Here is a 15,696-nt window from a genome sequence, read left to right on the forward strand (position 1 = left end):
AATTTCAAATGGTATTATATCCGGCAAGGTCTTTTTTAACCTTGTAGGTATTGTTTCTATGCTATTGTATACCTACAAGGTTTTTGAAACCTTGCAGGATCTGAAACCGCATAAGCTCCATAATTGCCATGATGACTTATAGATATGTCTATATTTAATTCTTCTAAGTTAACATAAACTGAAGGTATTCCAAATTCTGATTTTGAGATACGTAGTTGTGATTTTGGAATTGTATACCGATCTGAAATCTTATTTAATAATATTTCCTTAGTTATTTTACTTAAGGTTTTATAATCATTTTTATTAAAAATTACAGCTTCGGAAATCATATCTGTTTTATCTAAATGCGCTTCGGAAAGAATGTATAGCAATGTAATTTTGGTATTAACATAACACTCAAAGTCTTTGTATTTTACCTTTCCATTTAAAGTATTAACCGAACATTTAAATGCCTTCGGGTTATAAAAACGGCTGGGATATAATTGTGTGTATAACTTATAAGCAGCTTCTTTCATACTCCACAAACGCCAAACCATAATAAAAGGGTTTGTTGCTTTTGAAATGTATTGCTGTTCTTTAGCAGTAAAAATTTTATCTAAAAACCCTGGACGTTGCCAGTTAGATTGTTTTTTGGCTTCAACAATATCGACAATATCATTACCAACCATTAGGCATTTAGTTTGGAAGTTACTATAGCCATCGCCGATTTTACATCAAGCATTTGCTCCATATCTTCATTCTCTAATCTGATATCAAATTCGTCCTCAATATCTAAAATGATATCTACTAAATTGGCTGAATTCACCTTTAAATCTTTCACAAAATCCGTATCTTCATTAAGCGTTTTAAAAGCTGCTTCATCTTGAATATACGGAGCAACAATTGCTTTTAATTTTACGATTAATTCTTCGTTTGTCATAAGGTTAATTTTAATGTAAAGTTACTAAAAACACTTCGACATGATCAGTGCGACATATAGTTACTAATTGTATTTATTCAGAAACTGAAATATTAAACTATTTCAATAGAAAAATAGATCATCTAAACTTTTAGAAGACACTATTTAATCCTTGTATTTTTTGAAAATTACACAAGCGTTAACATCACCAAAACCAAAACTAGCTTTAGCAATATTATCAAAATGTTTTTCTATAGCTTTTGTCGGAATTTTTTCTGAAGCTATCATAGCTTCAATCTCTGGATTAAGGTCTTCACAGTTTATATTTGGCGCAATGAATTGGTCTTTTAATTGAATAATACTCGCCACACATTCAATAGCGCCTGCAGCAGCCAAGCAATGCCCAATCATAGATTTAGTAGAATTTATATACGGAAACTCTCCGCCTCGACGCTCTAATGCTTCCGACCAATTTTTAATTTCTAATCCATCCTTTGATGTGGCTGTAAGATGTCCATTTATAATATCGATATCATTGGGCGTCATCCCTGAATTTTCTATGGCTTTTACAATACAACGTTTTACTGCTTCTGCATTTGGAGCCGTCAAAGTTCCTCCTTGACGCTGACCACCTGAATTGATTTCGCCTCCTAAGACCTCAGCATAAATAGTGGCTCCTCGTTCTTTCGCACTTTCTAACGATTCTAATATCAAAGCTCCTGCTCCACTACCTGGCACAAAACCAGATGCCGTTTTACTCATTGGTCGTGAGCCGTCTTCTGGCGTATCATTATGTTTATACGTCATTACGCGCATAGCGTCAAAACCTCCCCAAAGATATGGACCATGATCACTACAACTGCCAATAAGCATACGCTTGGCTTTTCCTGCTTGGATTCGGTCAAAACCCATAAGAAGTGCTTCGGTTCCTGTAGTACATGCTGAAGAATTTGTTGTGACTTGATTTCCTAAACCTAACATGCCACCTAAATACGCAGAAACACCACTCGCCATAGTCTGAACCACAACTGTGCTTCCCAATCGTTTAACTTTATTGTCATCGAGTTTATAAATGGCTTCGCGAAATTTTTCTACTCCAGATGTTCCTGTTCCAAAAATGAGACCTGTATTATAATCGAGTTCGCTATCAGGTATCATATCAAAACCAGCATCTTTCCAAGCATCAATACCAGCAATACAACCATATAAAATACCAGAACTATTAAAACCTCTTAATTGTAAATCTGTAAAATATTTCGATTTTAATTCTTCAGAAACTGGTGGAATTCCTCCTATTTGACATGAAAAATTAAGATCCTTAAGCTCTTGATGAAACCGAATTCCTGATTTTCCTGTTTTTAAAGCTTTAGTAAAATCAACAACTCCAACTCCGTTCGGTGCTACAACTCCTAAACCTGTTATGACTACTCTTTTTTTCATAGTATTCCCCATGAAAATGGGAATCTTATTTTATTAATTAAACACTTCGATAAGTTCAGTGTGACATATAAATTTTTAATTGACGTCATTACTTAAAATAGAATTTTAAAGTTTACTCTAAACACAATTGATAGTTCTTTTGTCAGTCTGAACCTGTCGAAGACTAATTTGGCTTAATTCTATTATCATATTCCTTATAATTCTTAGAGAATGTTATCAAATCTTGCCAATTTTCATTTATCAGTGCTTCTTTTTTCCTATGTGACCATCCTTTTATTTGTTTTTCAATCTTTATTGCTTCAGATGGATTAGTACACAGTAGATGCCATTTTAATTCTACCGGAAGTCTTGAGGCAGTATAACTATCTTTTTTGTGTCCTGACTTATGTTGTGTTAATCTCCGCTCTAAGTCATTTGTCATTCCTGTATAAAATGTATTATCAGAACATAGTAATATATAAACGTAATAATTTTTCATTTTAATTAGATTCCGCTTCGACAAGCTCAGCGTGACAAATAGGTTTTAATTGTGTTTATTAATAAAATATCTACTGTTTTTAAAGACACTTAAATTAACAATGTAATCTATGATTGTCGAAAGTTTTATCCATTTCATTAGGTATTCGTACTTTTCATCATTCCTGAGATCAATCCTCTAGCAACTAATTCTCCTTTTTCATTGTGCATTTTAACTTTGCATTTTAACTTATTAAAACGAAAAACCTCCTTCTCAGAAATCACCGTCACTTTTTCATTAGGCAAAACAGGTAAATAAAAATCCATTTGGTATGAAGTTAGCGCTATTTGAGGTTTTGATTCTTCTTTTAATTCATTCTTTAATAGATAAATGCCCAAACACACCAAGCCAATTTGAGCCATACATTCTGTTAGAATGACTCCTGGTGTAATTGGGTTTCCTTTAAAATGTCCTTGATAAAACGATTCATCTTCTTTAAATGTATAATGTCCTGATATACCTTTTTCAGATATCGCATCAATACCATCTACAAATAAAAATGGTTTTTGATAAGGTAAAAGCAATATGATTTGATCTGTTTTCATCTGTCATTCCTGTGAAGGCAGGAATCTTATTATTAATTCTTAAAATATTCTGTTTTTATAATTTTATTTTCTTCTCAAAACGATTATGCTCATTGATTTACGATTCAGAGGTTCCTGCCTTCGCAGGAATTTGTCTAAGACAAGTGTTCACCACCATCAACAGGAATAATTGTTCCTGTAATCCAAGCAGCTTCATCTTTACTTAATAAATATACAGCATTTGCTACATCTTCAGGCTGTGTTAAACGCTTATTAGGGTTGCGTTTTAATGTATGTTCTATTATTTTGTCACTTCCAGGAATCATCCGTAAAGAAGATGTATCCGTTACACCTGCTTGAATACAATTGGCTTTTATGCCATAAAGTGCAAACTCTAAAGCAATGTTTCTTGTAATGGCTTCTAAGGTTACTTTTGCCGCAGATACAGCCGCATAATTTTGCCATGCTTTAGTATTGCCTTCACTTGTAAAACTTATAATTCTTGAATCTTCAGCAAATACGTCAGCTTCAAATAAAGCTTTGGTCCAATCGTATAAACTTATGGCCATTGCATTTAAGGTTAAAGCAAAATCATCGTGCTTTAATGTTGGTATATCATCTTTTGAAACCATTGGTTTTAAATTTCCTTTGGCAACACTATGCACAAGTGTTCTTAATTTTCCTGATGTGCCAAAAATAGTTTTGAGTTCTTCAACAATAGTATTTTGTTTTTCAGAATTAAAAGCATCAACATTAAAGGATTTAAACTGAACTCCTTCTCGTTTTATGGTTTCAAATTCAGCATTTATAGCAGTTTCTTGCGTTCTAGAATTTCGATGAACAATACAAATATTCATGCCATGTTTGGCTAGTTTTTTTGCAGTTGCTAAACCTAATCCACTACTACCGCCTAATATTAAAGCCCAGTAGTTTTTATTTTGAAATTCTTTTACCATTTTATGTTTTTCCACACACTAATTTCACAAATTTTCACTAATACGTAGTTATCTAATTTCTCTATTCTTTTTTCTTTATTTTGTAGTTATTGAGTTTTTATATTATGAGATGCTGAAATAATCCCGATAGCTATCGGGACAGCAAGACATAAATTAAAATTTTGTCACCATTCTAATAAAATGCGTTGTGCTGAAAATCCTGGTCCAAAACTAAGCATTATCCCTTTATCTCCTCTCGGTAAATTTTTATCCATAAAACGTTCTAAAACATAAAGTACTGTAGCACTACTCATGTTGCCATAAAGTTTTAAAACTTCTTTTGTATCGTCAATATTTTTACCTAAAGCGCCAAATAAATCTTCAACAGTTTGTACTATTTTTTTACCTCCTGGGTGAAATACTAAATGATCAATCTCTTCAATCGTTAAATTATTTTGTTCTAAAAACGGATGAATAATCTTTGGAAAATGATCAGCAATGGTTTGTGGTACGGTTTGGTCTAACACCATTTGCAACCCAGTATTTCTTAATTTAAAGCCCATCATATGATCGGCATCATAAAAATGATACATAGCTTCGTCTTTAATTTCTGGACCAACTTCATCTTCATAAGACGACAAAATAACACTAGCACAACCATCTCCAAAAATTGCGGCACTTACAATATTTACCATAGAATAATCATCTAGCTGAAATGTTGCTGTTGGAGACTCTACTGCAATAACCGCAGCACGTTTATTAGGGTTTGCTTTTAAAAAATTTTTAGCATAAATAATTCCTGACACTCCTGCCGCACAGCCCATTTCAGTAACAGGTAGACGTACTATATCTTGTTTCATCTTCAAACTATTTATTAAATAGGCGTCTAAAGATGGAATCATAATCCCTGTACAACTTACCGTAATAATGTAATCGATGTCTGTTGATTTAAGATTTGCTTTATTTAAGGCTTTTGTTAAACTAGCTTCTGCTAATTTTATAGATTCAGTAATATATATATCATTTTTTTCTTCAAAAGATGTTTTTAAAAATACATCTTCTGCATCCATTATGGAATAACGTTTGTCTACTGCAGCATTTTCAAAAATCTTTAAAACTTTTCGTTTAAAACGATCTTCTTGACCTTCTAACCATAGCTCTACATATGGTAAAATGTCTTTTGTGTGTCTTGTATATTTAGGAAGTTGTTTTGCAACTGATGTTATTTTTACTGCCATATCGTTTCTCGTAAAACGAGAATTTTTTAATTAATATTATCTGTACTAATTATCCACTGATAACGGAATGCCCATTTCCAACGGATTTGTGATTTTACTTTTAATTTTTTTGATAGAAGTTCTAAATCTTTACGCTTAAATGCACGAAGAATTGATGTTAGTCCATCTTGTCGGATCATATGATTTGAAATGAACAAGCCTAAAAATTTAAACAAGCCATAAGCCAATTCACTTCGTTGTAAGTCGTTAATAACGACACCTAATTTCGCTGATCTACATAAGTTTGTCAATAATGTTATTATTTCATCATTCGTAAAATGATGTAAAAACAATGTAGACAGCACAATATCATACTTTCGGTTTAGAAAAGTTTCTGAAAAAATATCTTCATTTACATAGGATATTTCTGAGTAATCTACAGATAATTCATTAGCATAATCTATAGTATCTTGATTGGCATCAATACCAATGAGCTTTAGTTTGTATCCGTTTTTCCTTCCAAAATCAGCTGCTATTCTTAGCATGTCTCCATGTCCACAACCTAAATCTATAATGGTATACGTTATATTTTTAGATTGTGTTTTTAGCAAGTCTTTAATTCCGTTTATAGTAATTTGATTGCCTCCTAACCACTTATTAATTTTCCCTAGCTTATCTAATGTGTCTCGCAACAAATCGCCTTTCATGGAAAAATCGTCCATAATTTCGGTGTCATTGCTTCTGTATGTTGTATCTATAAACAAACTCATTAAACTTTCATAGGTTTACCATGTGTCATTTTTATAATTCTCGACAATAAAAACGGAAACATCTGCAATAGATTTAAAAGTATTGGAGCCAACCAATTTTGTCGAAATAGATATGCTATAATATGACCTGCTTTAAGTCGTTTAGTAAATGTGGTTTTCCAAACTTTAGTATATTGATTTTCTAGATCTGTTCTCGTTGTTATTTTTCCTTCAAGGTAATCAATAATAGCTAATGAGGCTAATTGCGCACTGCGTATTGCCATACCCATTCCGTTACCACATAAAGGATGAATCATACCTGCAGTATCACCACACATAATAATATGGTTTTCTACTGGCGTTTTAGTCTCAAACGAAATTTGACTTATGGTTAATGGTTGTTCAAACTCTAGTTTTGAATTATGAAACAGTTGTTTTAAAGCTAAATTTTTAAACATAACTTCTTCTTGAAAAGCATCAATATTCTTATAGGTTTTAAATGCTTTAAAATCGGCAATATAACATAAGTTGATATGGTTGTTTTCTACTTTTGAAACTCCACAATAGCCTCCTTTAAAATTATGAAGCGCCACTTTATCTTCTGGGAAATCTCCAGACACATGAATTTTTACGCCTAAATATGGTGATTTTTTTGCAATGAAAGAACGGTTTAATTTAACGTCTAAGTTAGATCGTTTACCAAAAGCTCCTAATACAATTTTTGAAGTAAAGCTTTGGTTAGATTTTGTGGTGACGTTAAAGTGGTTTGCTTTAAAATCAACATCTACAACAGTATCTTTAACAACCGTAACTCCATTTTTAACGGCTAGTTGATAAAGCTGAAAATCCATCTCATAACGGCTCATTCCAAAACCTCCTAATGGTAAACTGGCTTTAATACTTTTATTGTTATGTGTTGTGAGTTCAAATTTTGAAATGCGCTTTGCTCCATAATTAAATGGATTAAAATCTAGGAAATTTAAATACGGTAATACTTCGTTAGACACATACTCGCCGCAAACTTTGTGTTTTGGGTAAGTGTTTTTTTCAACTAATACAACTTTAAAATTAGATTTAGATAAATGAATGGCACTTGTTAATCCTGCTAAGCCTCCTCCAATTATAACAACATCTAAATCTCCTCTTGCCATCTAAAGGTTTTGATAATGAATGACATTAATCTTTACCGTTTTACTCATCACAAAACTACTGCCGCCAACATTAAAGTCTAAACGATTAATCTCAAAGTTAGAAGTCACTTTATAGGTGTTGTCTATCTTTTGCGCTTTAACAGGAATGCTAATTTTCGCGGTCTTTCCTTTTATAGTTAAACTGGCTTTTACAAGATAATTACCGGAATCTTGTTTTATAATTTCAGTACTTTTTAAAGAAATTATTGCGTGTTTTTTAGTGTTAAAGTAATCGGGTTTTAACAAATGTTCGTCTCTACTCTCAATACCCGTATCAATAGAACTCACCATAATCTCACCAGATAGATGAATTAATTCATTTTGAGTATTAAAGTTTGAAATGATTGAAAATTTACTAAAATGGCCTTCTACATTAAGTCCTAAATTACGAATTGTAAAATCTATACTTGAGGTATTTTGCGAAAAAGAAGATAGTGCTATACTAAAGAAAAGTAGCACTAGGTAAATACGTTTCATATGCTAAATATTTATTTAATTGCTTTAATTAAAAACTCGATATCTCTAAATTTAATAGCATCTCCTATTTGTCTAGACATTAGTAACTTTGCTATTGGCGTAGACGCTGATATGGCATAAAACTTACGGTTTTCTACTTCTATTTCGCCTGCGCTAATTGCAATGAAATAATTTAATTTAGTGGTAAAAACTATACTTCCTAACGCAACGTTTTGATGTTCCATTTCTACATCTATTTTATGAAGGGTTTCCTGCAGTTTTTGAAGTTCTGCTAATTGCTGTCTTGCTTTTTCGCGTTCTAACTGTAGCATCGCTCTACCTGTTTCATGTTTATCTCCCGCACTACTTTTAGTTTCCGATTGTAATGCTCCTTGAATGTCATCAATGGTTTTTTGAATCACACTAAATCTACGATTCAAAAACGCCTCGCATTTTTTATACAGAATTTGTTTCGTTTTCATTCTACCAAATCTGCTAATGCCTTACCAACTAAACTACCAATAGCTACTCCCATTCCTCCTAAACGCACTCCACAAAATACATTGTTACTCAACTGTTTTATAATGGGGGTTTTTTGTTGACCTACTCCCATAATACCAGACCATTGATGCTCAATTTTAAAAGGTGTTTCAGGGAGAATAGTTTCTTTTAATAACTCTATTAATTTATCTTGAATCTGTTTTATTGCTCCAAATTCAGAAGTTTCTTCACCATCAAAATCTAAATTTCTTCCTCCTCCTAATAATATTCTATCATCAATATTCCTAAAATAATAATAGCCTTCCTCTAAATGAAATGTGCCTTTTACGTGTAAATTATCTATTGGTTTAGTAATCAACACTTGTGCTCTTGCTGGTTTTACATTCTCTTTTAATAACGTAGAAGCAAAACCATTATTAGCAATTAATAGTTTTGAAGTTGAAAATTGGAAATGATTGGTTTTTAATTTTACTGCATTATTGGCTTCAGAAAATGTGTCAAGTGCTGTAGAATTTAAAATTTTTATGCCATTTTCTTGTACTTTTCTTAGTAACATTTCCATCATTTTACCTGTGTCGATTTGCCCTTCAAAAGGATTAAAAATGTAGTGCTGCTGTATGTTTTTAAAATTAAAACTATTATTCTTTACTCTAAAAACCTCTTCTTGAAACAATGGTTTTAACAAGGTATTTATACGACTTCTTTCACTTAAACAATTACTATATAATTCGGAATCTGATTTAGTAAATAACTCGTAACCTCCAAAAGGTTTGTAAGCAATTTTATCGTCTCCTAAAATTTGTCTCAGCGTATTTAATCCTTGTATCCGCTGTTTTATTAGGCTTAAGACTTCTAATTCAGAATGTGCTTTTAAATCGTCTAAAATTTCACTTAAACTTCCAAAACATGCAAAACCTGCATTTTTAGTACTTGCGCCTTGCGGTAAAATCCCTTTTTCTAATATTATAATTTTTGCTTTAGGGAAACGCGTTTTTAATTGCAACGCGCAATTAAGGCCTACAATACCACTACCAACAATAGTATAATCTATATCGGTTAGCCACGATTTTATTTCCCAGTATGATAAATTCATTGTATAAAAAAAGCTCCTAAATTTAGGAGCTTTTTATTTAATCTTCTGTTTCTGGTGCTATTTGAAAGTCTTCCATAAACTTTGTTGTGTAGTTACCAGCAATATAATCTGGATGCTCCATTAATTGTCTGTGGAACGGAATTGTAGTTTTAATACCTTCAATAACAAACTCATCTAAAGCACGTTTCATTTTATGTATCGCTTCTTCTCTTGTTTGCGCCGTAGTGATCAGCTTAGCAATCATAGAATCGTAATTAGGAGGAATACTATAGCCCGCATAAACATGCGTATCTAAACGTACACCATGACCTCCAGGTGCATGTAATGTTGTGATTTTTCCTGGCGAAGGTCTAAAATCATTAAATGGATCTTCAGCATTGATTCTACATTCTATAGAGTGTAAGTTTGGAGTATAATTTTTTCCAGAAATTGGCACTCCCGCAGCCACCATGATTTGTTCTCTTATTAAATCGAAATCTATAACTTGTTCTGTAATTGGGTGCTCTACTTGAATACGTGTATTCATTTCCATAAAGTAGAAGTTTCTGTGTTTGTCTACCAAAAACTCTACCGTACCCGCACCTTCATACTTAATATATTCAGCAGCTTTAACGGCAGCTTCACCCATTTTTTCTCTAAGTTCATCTGTCATAAACGGAGAAGGTACTTCTTCCGTTAATTTTTGGTGACGACGTTGAACCGAGCAATCTCTTTCTGAAAGGTGACAAGCTTTACCCTTTGAGTCTCCTACAACTTGAATTTCAATATGTCTTGGTTCTTCGATCAGTTTTTCCATGTACATATCGTCATTTCCAAATGCAGCTTTAGATTCTTGACGTGCAGAATCCCATGCGTCTTTAAGATCTTCTTTCTTAAAAACTCCTCGCATCCCTTTTCCGCCACCACCAGCAGAAGCCTTAAGCATTACAGGATAACCTGCTTCTTCTGCAAGTTTTTCGCACTCCTCATAACTTTCTATAATACCATCACTTCCTGGGACACAAGGTACGCCTGCCGCTTTCATCGTTGCTTTAGCATTGGCTTTATCTCCCATTTTATCAATCATCTCAGGAGAAGCTCCGATAAATTTAATATCGTGCTCTTCGCAAATTTTAGAAAATTTGGCGTTTTCAGATAAGAAACCATACCCTGGATGTATTGCATCGGCATTAGTAATTTCTGCTGCTGCAATGATATTAGATATTTTTAAATACGATTCTGAACTAGGAGCTGGCCCAATACAAACCGCTTCATCAGCAAATTTAACATGAAGACTATCCGCATCGGCTGTAGAATATACAGCAACGGTTTTAATCCCCATTTCTTTACAGGTTCTAATAACACGAAGTGCTATTTCACCTCTATTGGCAATTAATATTTTTTTAAACATAAATTCTTCAAATTTTCAATATTCAAAAAACAAATTCTAAAATTTTATATTTAGGATTTGGGAATTGAAAATTGGGATTTATATTATGATGGGTCAACCAAAAATAAAGGTTGATCAAATTCAACTGGAGAAGAATCATCTACCAAAATCTTAACGATTTTACCAGAAATTTCAGATTCAATTTCATTGAATAATTTCATTGCTTCGATTACACAAAGCACATCACCTTCTTTAATATCTGTACCTACTTCTACAAACATTGGTTTATCTGGAGATGGTTTGCGATAGAATGTTCCAATAATTGGTGATTTTATAGTTACGTATTTTGAATCCTCAGATGCTGCTGACGCAGGAGCTGCTGTTTCTGCCGCTGGTGCAGGAGCTGCAAGAGCAGGAGCTTGTTGTTGAATCATAGGTGCAGAAGCTACTGGCATTTGTTGCACAATAGTTGTTTCATTTTCAGAACCTGTTTTAATGGTAATTTTAACATCATCCATTTCTAACTTAACCTCACTTGCACCAGACTTGGCCACAAATTTTATTAAGTTTTGAATTTCCTTTAAATCCATAGTTATTCAGTTTATTAAATTTAGTTAGTTTTAATCTTAGGAATTATAAGCCCATTTAAAATAAATAGAGCCCCATGTGAATCCACCTCCAAAGGCAGCAAATATAATGGTGTCGCCTTTTTTAAGTTGTGATTCATAATCATATAATAATAAAGGCAAAGTTGCTGATGTTGTATTTCCATACTTCTCTATGTTCATCAGTACTTTTTCTTCTGGTAAATTTATTCTATTCGCCGTAGCATCAATAATTCTTTTATTTGCCTGATGAGCTGCTAACCAATTGACATCATCATTGGTCAAATTATTACGCTTTAAAATACGCTCAGCGACATCTGCCATATTAAATACTGCGTTTTTAAATACGGTTTTTCCATCTTGAAAAACACAATGCTTATTTTCATCAAAAGCTTCTTGAGTTATTGGGTAAGATGATCCGCCATAAGTTGCTTGTAAAAAAGCTCTTCCTTCGCCATTGCTTCTCAATAATTCATCTTGAAGTCCCAAACCTTCTTCGTTAGGTTCAAATAAAACTGCGCCAGCTCCATCACCAAAAATGATACAAGTCGCTCTGTCTTTATAATTTATAAATGAAGAATTTTTATCTGCTCCTATTAGTAAAACGTTCTTATAACGTCCAGATTCTATATAAGCTGCTGCAGTAGACATACCAAATAAGAAACTAGAACATGCCGCTTCTAGATCGTATGAAAATGCGTTAGTTGCTCCGATTTGAGTTGCTGTATAGGCTGCAGTAGAGGCTGCTTTCATATCTGGAGAAGCTGTTGCTACAATAACAAGTTCTATATCTTTAGGGTCTATTTTGCGTTTTGAAATAAGGTTTTCAGCTGCTTTAATAGCTAAAAAAGATGTTCCTTTACCTTCTTCTTTAAGAATTCTACGTTCTTTAATTCCTGTTCTTGTAGTTATCCATTCATCATTGGTGTCGACCATAGTCTCTAGCACCTTATTTGATAAAACGAAGTCGGGAACATACCCGCCTACAGCTGTAATAGCCGCTGTGATTTTACTCATTATTAGCTTTTAGATTAGTCAAAAATATTGAAAAAACCGTGAAAACATACAATTCTTGTTAGTTTTCGATGTTTTTTGGCAAATAATTATACAAATTAAGTAGTTTTTGTCCGATTTAAAGCATTAAAACAAAAAAAACGCTCATTTCTGAGCGTTTTATTATATGCTTGCATAATACTTATGCTAAATTTTCTTCTTCTGTAGAATTATCAATTAACACTTGGCCTCTGTAATACAGCTTACCTTCGTGCCAGTGTGCTCTATGGTATAAATGTGGCTCACCAGTTGTAGGGCAAGTTGCTATTTGAGGAACTGTTGCTTTGTAGTGCGTTCTTCTCTTGTCTCTTCTTGTTTTTGATATTTTACGTTTTGGATGTGCCATTTTAAATGTTATTTATCCGTTAATAGTTTTTTTAATGTATTCCAACGAGGATCAATATCCTCTGATGTCTTTTCTATATTTTCATCCATTTCTGGACTTAGTTCTTTTAGTTTATCTAGTATTTCTGATTTTAATGTGCCATCTTCTATACCTGGATGTGTTTTTTTAGCAGGCAAGGCAAGTATAATGAGTTCATATATATATTGCGCTACATTGATTTGGTATTCACCATGTGGTACAATTAATATCTCTTCATTGTCATTGTTATAGTCATCGCCAAACTTAACCACCAATTTAAAGGTATCTTTAATGTACAAATTAAAAGGCTCATTTGTCACGTCGCAATTGACATTAACTGTACCTTCTGCTTCAAAAGACAACTCCAATAATGTTGTTTTCTTTTCGAAAAGAAGCTGAGTCTTTACATCTACAGCATTAAATTCGTCATATTCAAAATCTAAAAAGAACGCATTATCAATTTGATAATCAAAATGATGTTTTCCTACTTTTAGCCCTACAAATGGAATTGTATACGCTTTCATTGTTTTCATTATCACACACATTTTGAGCGTGCAAATATAATACTTTTTCTTTATCTAAAGGAAGATATAAACAAAAAATGTTGATATCTATTTAGTCGCTTTTTTTAACGGGTTTTTGGAGTATGTTTGATACTCTTCTCGCCTTCTAAATATTTCAATACCTGTATATACTGCTTTTTTAAATGAACTCTCATTAGCTTCACCTTTTCCTGCTATTTCATAGGCTGTTCCATGATCTGGTGATGTTCTTACTTTGCTTAATCCTGCAGTGTAATTTACTCCTTCGCCAAAAGTTATGGTTTTAAAAGGAATTAATCCTTGATCGTGATAAGAAGCGATAACAGCGTCAAAATTTTTGTAGTTATGCGACCCAAAAAAACTATCTGCTGAATAAGGTCCATAAACTAAAGTGCCTTTGTCTTTAATAGCTTTGAGCGTGGGCTTTAATAAAATGTCATCTTCATTACCTATAACACCATTATCTCCTGCATGTGGATTAATTGCTAATACTGCTATTTTTGGTCTGCTAACAGCAAAATCTTGTTTTAAAGATTTTGATACTGTATCTATTTTTTGGCGAATTAATTCTTCGGTTATATGATTAGGCACATCTTTAACCGGAACATGGTCTGTTAATAGACCTACTTTTAAATTATCAGTAACCATAAACATAAGGCTATCTCCATTTAATTGTTCTGCTAAATAGTTGGTATGCCCCGGAAAATTAAACTGCTCTGACTGAATATTGTGTTTATTAATTGGTGCAGTCACTAAAATATCTACAAAATTATTTTTTAGAGCTTTTACTGAAGCTTCTAATGACCGTATAGCAAACTCACCAATTTTTGGATCCTCTTTGCCAAATTCTATCGTAACATTTTCTTTCCAAACATTAACTACATTCAATTTTCCAGAAACAATATCTTTAGTGTTATTTACTTCGTAAGCGTTTATTTTACTTTTAAAATGCTTTTTAAAAAAATTAACAACACGAGAAGATGCAAAAATAACAGGAGTACAAAGTTCTAAAGTTCTTGGATCTTCAAATGTTTTAAGTATTATTTCCGGACCAATACCATTAAGATCTCCTATTGATATACCTACTCTTATATTTTCGTCTTTTTTCATTAAAACACTTTTTTGTGTGTAAATTTGTATTGCAAATTTAACCAATTAAAACAGAACTATGTTTACAGGAATAATTGAAGATTTAGGCCAAATAACTCAATTAGAAAGTGATAAAGAAAATCTTCATCTGACTATAAAAAGTAATATTACATCAGAGTTAAAAATTGACCAAAGTGTGGCTCATAATGGAGTGTGTTTAACTGTTGTTTCAATTTCTGGAAATGAATATGTAGTTACTGCAATTAAAGAAACTCTAGATAAAACCAACTTAGCAAACTTAATTCAAGGAGATACTGTTAACCTTGAGCGTGCTATGAAACTTGGTGGCCGTTTAGATGGTCATATTGTTCAGGGACATGTAGATCAAACTGCTATTTGTACGTCTGTAAACGAACAAAATGGAAGTTGGACATTTTCTTTTGAATATGACTCATCTTTAAACAATATAACCATTGAAAAAGGCTCTATAACTATAAATGGTGTAAGTTTAACTGTTGTAGATTCAAAGCCAAATGCATTCTCAGTTGCTATTATTCCTTATACCTATGAACACACTACATTTAAATCCTTTCAAAAAGGGTCTGTGGTAAATTTAGAGTTTGATGTGATTGGTAAATATATTAAACGCTTAAACGATTTACATCGCTAAACTTCTCTTACTCATTTTATTAATCATATATGCGCCATACACTAGTGCTATAAAGAAAAGCACATAAACAAAAGTATCTATCGGTAAGCCTGGAGGTGGTGGAGGACCACCACCACACGGAGGTGTATTATCGCAGCAAGGTGGATTAGGTCTCCCAACTCCGCAAGGACCTCCTTGCATTAAGCTTGTAGTAAATAATAATATTGAGGCTATGTTCATTATAAATATACAGGGTTAACGCAAAATTATAAAAAAAAGTGTGTTGACAAAATATATTTGTTCAAAAACATCTTTAAAATACTAAAAAGTTCGATAAAAGTTCTTTTTTGAGCTTTTTAAAGACTTTTTGAGGCCGTATTCTTACATTTATAAGTTATTGTTAATTTATTTGAGTTATTTTAAACATTAAAAGTAAAATAAAAATCTGTTATGTAAGGTTTTAGATATAATCTTTTCAACAATTTTATTAAACAAAAAACACCAC

20 protein-coding genes are annotated in these 15,696 nt (G+C 32.5%); 1 reads left to right on the forward strand and 19 read right to left on the reverse strand.

Going from position 1 to position 15,696, the window contains the following annotated elements; genetic code table 11:
* Window positions 1-56 precede the first annotated feature (56 nt).
* From K8Z87_RS02220 to pdxA, 18 genes are all read right to left on the reverse strand, one after another.
* Window positions 57-668, reverse strand: coding sequence for a 4'-phosphopantetheinyl transferase family protein (locus K8Z87_RS02220; RefSeq protein WP_227475841.1), 612 nt, complete (start codon window positions 666-668; stop codon window positions 57-59).
* Entirely contained in the window at window positions 668-919 is a 252-nt protein-coding gene (locus K8Z87_RS02225; RefSeq protein ID WP_227475842.1) for an acyl carrier protein, read from the reverse strand. Before K8Z87_RS02225 ends, K8Z87_RS02220 begins: the two co-directional genes overlap by 1 nt.
* A gap of 144 nt (window positions 920-1,063) precedes the next feature.
* Complete coding sequence (locus K8Z87_RS02230; protein ID WP_227475843.1) at window positions 1,064-2,338, reverse strand: beta-ketoacyl-[acyl-carrier-protein] synthase family protein; 1,275 nt, start codon at window positions 2,336-2,338, stop codon at window positions 1,064-1,066.
* A 163-nt stretch (window positions 2,339-2,501) separates the two neighbouring features.
* A complete protein-coding gene (locus K8Z87_RS02235; RefSeq protein ID WP_227475844.1) occupies window positions 2,502-2,816 on the reverse strand; it encodes a GIY-YIG nuclease family protein in 315 nt (104 codons plus the stop codon).
* 137 nt (window positions 2,817-2,953) lie between these two features.
* The gene (locus K8Z87_RS02240) at window positions 2,954-3,400 is read right to left on the reverse strand and encodes a 3-hydroxyacyl-ACP dehydratase FabZ family protein (protein WP_227475845.1); all 447 of its coding nucleotides are present in this window, start codon (window positions 3,398-3,400) and stop codon (window positions 2,954-2,956) included.
* Window positions 3,401-3,534: 134 nt separating this feature from the next.
* On the reverse strand, window positions 3,535-4,335 hold the full coding sequence (locus K8Z87_RS02245) for an enoyl-ACP reductase FabI (protein ID WP_227475977.1): 801 nt from the start codon (window positions 4,333-4,335) through the stop codon (window positions 3,535-3,537).
* A 164-nt stretch (window positions 4,336-4,499) separates the two neighbouring features.
* Complete coding sequence (locus tag K8Z87_RS02250; protein WP_227475846.1) at window positions 4,500-5,552, reverse strand: type III polyketide synthase; 1,053 nt, start codon at window positions 5,550-5,552, stop codon at window positions 4,500-4,502.
* A gap of 26 nt (window positions 5,553-5,578) precedes the next feature.
* The gene (locus tag K8Z87_RS02255) at window positions 5,579-6,301 is read right to left on the reverse strand and encodes a methyltransferase domain-containing protein (protein ID WP_227475847.1); all 723 of its coding nucleotides are present in this window, start codon (window positions 6,299-6,301) and stop codon (window positions 5,579-5,581) included.
* On the reverse strand, window positions 6,301-7,431 hold the full coding sequence (locus K8Z87_RS02260) for an NAD(P)/FAD-dependent oxidoreductase (RefSeq protein WP_227475848.1): 1,131 nt from the start codon (window positions 7,429-7,431) through the stop codon (window positions 6,301-6,303). Before K8Z87_RS02260 ends, K8Z87_RS02255 begins: the two co-directional genes overlap by 1 nt.
* On the reverse strand, window positions 7,432-7,947 hold the full coding sequence (locus K8Z87_RS02265; protein WP_227475849.1) for a YceI family protein: 516 nt from the start codon (window positions 7,945-7,947) through the stop codon (window positions 7,432-7,434). It abuts the gene before it with no gap.
* A gap of 11 nt (window positions 7,948-7,958) precedes the next feature.
* Window positions 7,959-8,408 (reverse strand): 3-oxoacyl-ACP synthase, encoded by a 450-nt coding sequence (locus K8Z87_RS02270; RefSeq protein WP_227475850.1) that lies wholly within the window; start codon window positions 8,406-8,408, stop codon window positions 7,959-7,961.
* Entirely contained in the window at window positions 8,405-9,520 is a 1,116-nt protein-coding gene (locus tag K8Z87_RS02275) for an NAD(P)/FAD-dependent oxidoreductase (protein WP_227475851.1), read from the reverse strand. Before K8Z87_RS02275 ends, K8Z87_RS02270 begins: the two co-directional genes overlap by 4 nt.
* Window positions 9,521-9,557: 37 nt before the next feature.
* Window positions 9,558-10,910 (reverse strand): acetyl-CoA carboxylase biotin carboxylase subunit, encoded by a 1,353-nt coding sequence (gene accC / locus K8Z87_RS02280; RefSeq protein ID WP_227475852.1) that lies wholly within the window; start codon window positions 10,908-10,910, stop codon window positions 9,558-9,560.
* Between the two features lie 83 nt (window positions 10,911-10,993).
* Window positions 10,994-11,479, reverse strand: coding sequence for an acetyl-CoA carboxylase biotin carboxyl carrier protein (accB, locus tag K8Z87_RS02285; RefSeq protein ID WP_227475853.1), 486 nt, complete (start codon window positions 11,477-11,479; stop codon window positions 10,994-10,996).
* A 36-nt stretch (window positions 11,480-11,515) separates the two neighbouring features.
* On the reverse strand, window positions 11,516-12,511 hold the full coding sequence (locus K8Z87_RS02290; protein ID WP_227475854.1) for a beta-ketoacyl-ACP synthase III: 996 nt from the start codon (window positions 12,509-12,511) through the stop codon (window positions 11,516-11,518).
* A 178-nt stretch (window positions 12,512-12,689) separates the two neighbouring features.
* Window positions 12,690-12,893 carry a 50S ribosomal protein L32 gene (gene rpmF / locus K8Z87_RS02295; RefSeq protein ID WP_227475855.1) on the reverse strand — a complete coding sequence of 68 codons (204 nt, stop codon included), beginning with the start codon at window positions 12,891-12,893 and terminating at the stop codon, window positions 12,690-12,692.
* Between the two features lie 8 nt (window positions 12,894-12,901).
* Entirely contained in the window at window positions 12,902-13,444 is a 543-nt protein-coding gene (locus K8Z87_RS02300; protein WP_227475856.1) for a YceD family protein, read from the reverse strand.
* A gap of 78 nt (window positions 13,445-13,522) precedes the next feature.
* Entirely contained in the window at window positions 13,523-14,563 is a 1,041-nt protein-coding gene (pdxA, locus tag K8Z87_RS02305) for a 4-hydroxythreonine-4-phosphate dehydrogenase PdxA (RefSeq protein WP_227475857.1), read from the reverse strand.
* 58 nt (window positions 14,564-14,621) lie between these two features.
* On the opposite strand from pdxA, the gene K8Z87_RS02310 reads away from it, so the two are divergent.
* Entirely contained in the window at window positions 14,622-15,212 is a 591-nt protein-coding gene (locus tag K8Z87_RS02310; RefSeq protein ID WP_227475858.1) for a riboflavin synthase, read from the forward strand.
* Here the strand turns inward: K8Z87_RS02310 and K8Z87_RS02315 are convergent.
* The gene (locus K8Z87_RS02315; protein ID WP_227475859.1) at window positions 15,201-15,431 is read right to left on the reverse strand and encodes a hypothetical protein; all 231 of its coding nucleotides are present in this window, start codon (window positions 15,429-15,431) and stop codon (window positions 15,201-15,203) included. The two genes, K8Z87_RS02310 and K8Z87_RS02315, sit on opposite strands and share 12 nt — an antisense overlap.
* Window positions 15,432-15,696: the final 265 nt, after the last annotated feature.

The organism is Winogradskyella immobilis (assembly GCF_021887715.1).
Taxonomy (GTDB): Bacteria; Bacteroidota; Bacteroidia; order Flavobacteriales; family Flavobacteriaceae; genus Winogradskyella; species Winogradskyella immobilis.